The 5948-nt window shown below is 60.6% G+C and carries 5 protein-coding genes, 1 other RNA gene and 2 pseudogenes; 3 read left to right on the top strand and 5 right to left on the bottom strand.

The genetic code is table 11. The features are described 5' to 3' along the window. Positions 1 to 152, bottom strand: a pseudogene (locus EOA22_RS38995) (molybdate ABC transporter substrate-binding protein); the annotation flags it as partial. A 161-nt stretch (positions 153 to 313) separates the two neighbouring features. Between EOA22_RS38995 and EOA22_RS22150 the strand changes: the two are divergent. Continuing rightward, entirely contained in the window at positions 314 to 523 is a 210-nt protein-coding gene (locus tag EOA22_RS22150) for a molybdopterin-binding protein (protein ID WP_024501417.1), read from the top strand. An 11-nt stretch (positions 524 to 534) separates the two neighbouring features. Here EOA22_RS22150 and EOA22_RS22145 read toward each other — a convergent pair whose 3' ends face one another. After that, positions 535 to 1329: a thymidylate synthase gene (locus EOA22_RS22145; RefSeq protein WP_024501420.1), complete on the bottom strand. Its 795-nt coding sequence runs from the start codon at positions 1327 to 1329 to the stop codon at positions 535 to 537. 160 nt (positions 1330 to 1489) lie between these two features. Next, the gene (locus tag EOA22_RS22140) at positions 1490 to 1801 is read right to left on the bottom strand and encodes a DUF2853 family protein (RefSeq protein ID WP_013531020.1); all 312 of its coding nucleotides are present in this window, start codon (positions 1799 to 1801) and stop codon (positions 1490 to 1492) included. A gap of 170 nt (positions 1802 to 1971) precedes the next feature. Here EOA22_RS22140 and ssrA point away from each other — a divergent pair. Together ssrA and EOA22_RS22130 are read left to right on the top strand one after the other, a co-directional pair. Then, positions 1972 to 2331, top strand: a transfer-messenger RNA (tmRNA) gene (gene ssrA, locus EOA22_RS22135). Positions 2332 to 2417: 86 nt separating this feature from the next. After that, positions 2418 to 2969: an AAA family ATPase gene (locus EOA22_RS22130; RefSeq protein ID WP_199489657.1), complete on the top strand. Its 552-nt coding sequence runs from the start codon at positions 2418 to 2420 to the stop codon at positions 2967 to 2969. A gap of 64 nt (positions 2970 to 3033) precedes the next feature. Here the strand turns inward: EOA22_RS22130 and EOA22_RS22125 are convergent, their stop codons facing one another. Then, positions 3034 to 4818: an acetolactate synthase 3 large subunit gene (locus EOA22_RS22125; protein WP_063168283.1), complete on the bottom strand. Its 1785-nt coding sequence runs from the start codon at positions 4816 to 4818 to the stop codon at positions 3034 to 3036. 297 nt (positions 4819 to 5115) lie between these two features. Continuing rightward, a pseudogene (locus EOA22_RS22120) lies at positions 5116 to 5948 on the bottom strand (hypothetical protein); the annotation flags it as partial.

The raw sequence follows: 5948 nt of genomic DNA, 5'->3' as shown, positions 1-5948 counted from the left end.
GCCTTGTTCACCGCGTCGAGCGCGTCCTTGAGGCTGGCTGCGGCAAACACCACCACCTTGTCTTCCGCATGCGCTGCCGGCACGACTGCCATCAGCGCCGCAGCCAAACCGCCAATGGCGATCGCCCTAGATCCAAAACCTGTGCGCGTCATGGAAAACTCTCCCTGGTTTGAAATCCGGCCGGCTCGAAGCCTGCTGACCGATATATCCGTATGAATATAACAAGGGAAGGCCCGGCGCCTCATGAAAGCGTCTGTACGACACCAATTGTTTTGGTAAGACCGGGAAAAGAAACCTTGGAAAGGAAACTCCGGTGAAGATCAGCGCCCGCAACGTCCTCAAGGGAACGATCGCCGAGATCGTCAAGGGAGCCACCACCTCGCATGTCAGGATCGACATTGGCGGCGGCGCCATCGTCACCGCCTCGATCACCAACGAGGCCGTCGCCGATCTCAAGCTCGAAAAGGGCAAGCAGGCCTATGCCGTGGTCAAAGCCTCGGACGTGATGGTCGGCATCGACTGAAATTTGCGGCCTTAGACCGCGATCGGCGCCTTGATCGACGCGTCGGCGACGTAGTTTTCCAGCCGGAAATCCTCGAAACGGAAGGCGAAGAGGTCCTTCACCTCCGGATTGATCCACATCGTCGGCAGCGTCCTCGGCGTGCGCCGCAGCTGTTCGCGTGCTTGCTCGAAATGGTTCGAGTAGAGGTGCGCATCGCCAAGTGTGTGGACGAAATCGCCGGGTTTCAGCCCTGTCACCTGCGCCACCATCAAGGTCAGCAGGGCATAGGACGCGATGTTGAACGGCACGCCAAGGAAGATATCGGCGGAACGCTGGTAGAGTTGGCAGGAAAGCCGCCCTTCCGAAACATAGAACTGGAACAGGCAGTGGCAGGGCGGCAGCGCCATCGCTTCCACCTCGGCTGGGTTCCATGCCGAAACAATCAGCCGCCGCGATTGAGGATTTCTGCGTATCTCCTTGAGAAGATTCGCGATCTGGTCGATCGAGCCGCCATGGCCGTCCGGCCAGGAACGCCACTGCTTGCCGTAGACCGGGCCGAGATCGCCATTCTCGTCGGCCCATTCGTCCCAGATCGAGACGCCATGGTCGGTGAGATATTTGATGTTGGTGTCGCCGGCCAGGAACCACAGAAGCTCATGGATGATCGACTTGAGATGCAGCTTCTTGGTTGTGGTGACGGGAAAGCCGCGCGCCAGGTCGAAACGCATCTGGTAGCCGAAGACGGAGCGCGTTCCGGTGCCGGTGCGGTCGCCGCGGTCGGCGCCGTTGTCCAGCACGTGCTGCAGGAGGTCGAGATACTGGCGCATCGGTTCCGGCTCGATTCGGTTGTCCAGCCATCATAACTGACAGACGGGCGATCGAACACCACAAAGCAGCGCGCAAGCTATGCCCGAAGCCAGTCAGTCCCCAACAACATCACCGGCTGGCGCATGGACCGCGCCAGCCCGGCGAATTGAAGCGCGGCCGTCAGAGGGAGCCGAGTTTACCCAGGTCCTTGGCAACCAGGTAGTAGAAGGTAACCCGGTTCTTGGTGTTGTCGGCGGCCATCGCCTTGCAGACCTTCTCGATCGAAGCGTCGGCCTTGCTGTCGTCCGATATGCCGAGCTTCTTGGCAACCCAGCCAGCCTTGACGCGCTCCAGTTCCTTCGGATCGGTGCAAGACACCAGCGAGGAATCGCGGTTCCGAAGCGCAATGCCAAGATGCTTCACGATTTTGTCGACCACGTCGGCACTCGCCGAGGCATCGTATTTCTTCACGTCTGCAAGATAGTCGGCCATCAAAATTCCCCTCGTCGGCGCCACGGATCCGATCGATGAGGGCTGTGGCGCGCTGCTGCAACTTGTGCGCTATGTCGGTAACTCCTCACCGGGGCAAAGCTTCGGTTGAGACCGCGCTCAAGTCAACCCTTCGGACTTGCGGTTTTGACACGGGGACAAAGTGCCATTGCGGCCTTTCATTTCCTGCGATCGCCCCCTATATTCGGTTTGTCGGCTTGACCGACTATGGCGATAAATGGGCGATGAAATAAGCCGTTCGGACCCGGGGGCGGTACCCGGCGCCTCCACCAAAAGCCGCTGTTGACGACAGAGCGGTTTTTGCTGGGGGCGAAATAGGATCGACGAAGGTGTAAAGATCGTACTTTTGCCCGGCATGGTACCACCGTCATCGGGCTAAACCTGTAGTTGCAAATGACAACTATGCGGAAGCACGTCTCGCCGCGTAAGCGGTGCGATAGCTTCAAATCAAGCCCTAGAGGTTCGCACTTCTAGGCGGGGTTCGGAGGTACCTGGCAACAGAAACCTCCACTTCTCCCCTCCTCGGATATCCAGCATGCGCGACGGCAGTTCCGCCGCGAACGCGCCCTGCCGCGTGCTCCCTCTCCATGGACAAAACATGCAAAACGATTCCGATCGCTTTTTTGTGCTGACCGGCGGTCCCGGCTCCGGCAAGACCACCTTGATCGAAGCCCTGCGCCGGGCAGGCTTTGCCGCCTCGGTCGAAGCCGGGCGTGGTATTATCCGCGACCAGTCCGCCATTGGCGGACCCGCTTTGCCCTGGCACGATCGCGCCCTGTTTGCCGAGTTGATGCTGTCATGGGAGATGCGCTCGTATCAAATTGCGCTAGAACAGACCGGGCGTCCTGTTTTTTTCGATCGAGGCGTTCCGGACACGCTCGGCTATCTCAGCCTGAGCGGCCTGCCGATACCCGAACACGCCCACGCTGCCGCAGAGCGCTTCCGCTATCATCGGCGCGTCTTCGTCGCCCCGCTTTGGCCGGAGATCTTCGCGCAGGACAAAGAGCGCAGGCATACGCTCGACGAGGCCGAGCGTACCCACCATGCGCTGGTCGGCGTCTATACGGAACTGGGCTATGAGATGGTTCCGTTGCCGCTGGCCCCCGTCGAGGCGCGGCTGCGCTTCGTGCTGGCGCAAACCGGGGTGTAGCCTTGAAGTCGGACGCAATCGAGCGGGATGCACTATTCAATTCGAATGCATCCCGCTCTGGGGTCTATACCAGTCCCTGGCCGATCTCATCGGTTGCACTGGCGAAGGTCTCGCCGGGCAAGAGCATCTCATTATGGGCTCTGCCCGTCCGGATCATCGGAAGGCAATTGGCGAGTTCGGCAACACGGCAGTCGAAGAGCACCGGCCGGTTTACATCGATCATTTCCTGAATCGCATCATCGAGGTCGGCCGGCTTCTCACAACGTATGCCGACCGCACCGAACGCTTCAGCCAGTTTGACGAAATCGGGCAAAGTTTCGGAATAGGAATGCGCCAGGCGGTTTCCGTGAAGCATTTGCTGCCACTGGCGAACCATGCCCATGTAAGAGTTGTTCAAGATGAATATCTTGATAGGCGCATTGTACTGAACCGCCGCCGACATCTCTTTCATCGTCATCTGGACAGATGCGTCGCCGGCAATATCGATGACAAGGCTTTCCGGGTGCGCGATCTGCACGCCCAATGCCGCCGGCAAGCCATAGCCCATCGTACCAAGGCCGCCCGACGTCATCCAGCGACGCGGCTTTTCGAAACCGTAGAACTGGGCCGCCCACATCTGATGCTGGCCAACTTCGGTCGTAATGTAGGTGTCGCGATCCTTCGTCAGCGCGTAGAGACGCTCGACCGCGTATTGCGGCATGATCACCTCGTTGCTCATTTCGTAAGAGAAGGAGTTGCGCCCGCGCCAGCGCGCGATCTGTTTCCACCATTCGTCGAGGCGTCTTCTGTCAGGGTTTTGCGGCAGCGCACGCCATGAGCGAACCAGGCTGTCCACCACCTTGCCGGCATCGCCCTGAATGCCGACGTCGGCACGGACGGTCTTGTTGATCGAGGACGGATCGATATCGACATGGATCTTCCTTGAGCTCGGTGAAAAAGCCTCCACGCGCGAAGTCACGCGATCGTCAAAGCGGGCGCCGATGCAGAGCATAACGTCGCACTCATGCATGGCCATGTTCGCTTCGTACGATCCGTGCAGGCCGACCATTTTCAGCCAGTTCTTGCCGGATGCCGGATATGCGCCAAGCCCCATGAGGGTCGAGGTGATCGGGAAATCAGTCAGTTCGACAAGCTCCCGCAGCAGTCTCGATGCCTCCATGCCGGAATTGACGATGCCACCGCCGGTATAAATGACTGGACGACGGGCATTGGCCATCAACTCTATCGCCTTGCCGATCTCGTTGATGTCGCTCTCCACCGTCGGCCGACAGCTCTTCAGTGCAGCAGCATCCGAGGGCGGCGTGTACACGCCGGTGGCAAACAGGACGTCCTTTGGCATGTCGACGAGGACAGGTCCCGGTCGTCCGGACTTGGCGATGTGAAAAGCCCTGTGGATCGTTGACGCCAGTTCGTTGACGTCCTTGACCAACGAATTGTGCTTGGTGCAGGGCCGCGTAATGCCGACCGTGTCGCATTCCTGAAAGGCATCGGAGCCGATCAGCGTTGTCGGCACCTGTCCTGTCAGGCAGACGATCGGCACCGAATCCATAAGCGCATCCTGCAGTGGCGTTACCGCATTTGTCGTGCCTGGACCGGATGTGACGAGCATGACGCCGACCTTGCCCGTAGACCGTGCATAGCCTTCGGCGGCATGGCCCGCACCTTGCTCATGGCGCACGAGGATATGCTTGATGTCATCCTGTTGGAATATCTCGTCGTAGATCGGCAGCAAGGCGGCGCCAGGATAGCCGAAGACATGCTCTACGCCATTGTCTCTGAGTGCATGGAGAACGATCTCCGCGCCTGTCATGCGCTTGCTCGCGGTTTGAATAGGGTTCTCGCCCGTCATGGTTCTGATCCGTGGTGTATTGCGTGATGAGGATGATTGACGGGGCATCGCCCGGATTTCGGGCATAAAAAAAGGCCCCGTCAGGAGCCTGTTTACCGCGCATGGGTGGCTATCGCCGGATGGTTACACCATCCTGCCCATGCGCTTTCCTACCACCACGAGAGCCGTTGCGATCATCATGACCATCGCTGCTACAGCCGAAACCGGGCGTCGTCAACGCCTTTCGGACGGAACTGTCCGCGCCCAATGGCAAAGAGGCCGGCATGAGCCGGCCCCTTCGTTCTCATCGAAAGTCTACTACTCGGCCGGCGCCTCGACGGCCTCGCGAGAGCGGCCGAGCGTGACCTTGGCCAGCGTGAAGGAAATCACCGCGCAGAGCGTGATGCCGGCCACCATCGGCAGCGGCGTACCGTCGAAGAACACGCCGGCAACACCCATGGCCAGTGCGCCGATGGCGAAATGCAGCGTGCCCATCAGCGCTGACGCCGTGCCGGCAATCTGGCCATGCTCTTCCATGGCCAGCACCGACGTGGTCGGAATGACCAGACCAAGGAAGCCGTAGCCGACGAACAGCAGCGCCGCCATCACGTCGAGCCGGTCGATGCCCGTCGCCATCACCGCGAACAGCACCACCATCGTCGTGGCATAGCCGGTCACCGCAACGCGCACCACGCGCCTCAGGCCGAAGCGCTCGGCCAGCAGCCCCGTCATCTGCGACATGCCGATGAAGGCGACCGCGTTGATCGAGAAGAACACGCTGTAGACCGAAGGCGACAGGCCGTAATGGTCGATCAGGATGAACGACGAGCTCGACAGATAGACGAAGAAGCTGGCAATGCCGAAGCCGGCAATCGCCGACAGTGTGCCGGAAAAGCCGCCATTGCCGCCGCCGCCGCCGACCGACTGCACGATGACGCCGGCCGAATCCGCGCCGTCCGTGGTGATCGATTGCATCGCGCCATCAGCCGTGCGCAGCGTGACGGCATCGGCATCGCCGCCGCCTGCGCCACTGCCGCCGACACCCACACTGGCGCCGAAGCTGGCAGCGCCGGAAAAGCCGCCATTGCCGCCGCCGCCGCCGATCGATTGGGCAACGATGCCGGTCGACCGATCCCCCGAGGTGTTGACGG

It is taken from the genome of Mesorhizobium sp. M7A.F.Ca.US.014.04.1.1 (assembly GCF_003998745.1).
GTDB lineage: Bacteria > Pseudomonadota > Alphaproteobacteria > Rhizobiales > Rhizobiaceae > Mesorhizobium > Mesorhizobium ciceri.
Note: the sequence above shows the minus strand (reverse complement) of the source record. Positions and strands in the feature narration are given on the sequence as shown.

Excerpts from the sequence above, each read along its gene's own strand:
- EOA22_RS22145 (WP_024501420.1), bottom strand. The coding sequence starts at position 1,329 with ATGCGCCAGTATCTCGACCTCCTGCAGCACGTGCTGGACAACGGCGCC.
- EOA22_RS22140 (WP_013531020.1), bottom strand. The coding sequence starts at position 1,801 with ATGGCCGACTATCTTGCAGACGTGAAGAAATACGATGCCTCGGCGAGT.
- EOA22_RS22130 (WP_199489657.1), top strand. The coding sequence starts at position 2,418 with ATGCAAAACGATTCCGATCGCTTTTTTGTGCTGACCGGCGGTCCCGGC.
- EOA22_RS22125 (WP_063168283.1), bottom strand. The coding sequence starts at position 4,818 with ATGACGGGCGAGAACCCTATTCAAACCGCGAGCAAGCGCATGACAGGC.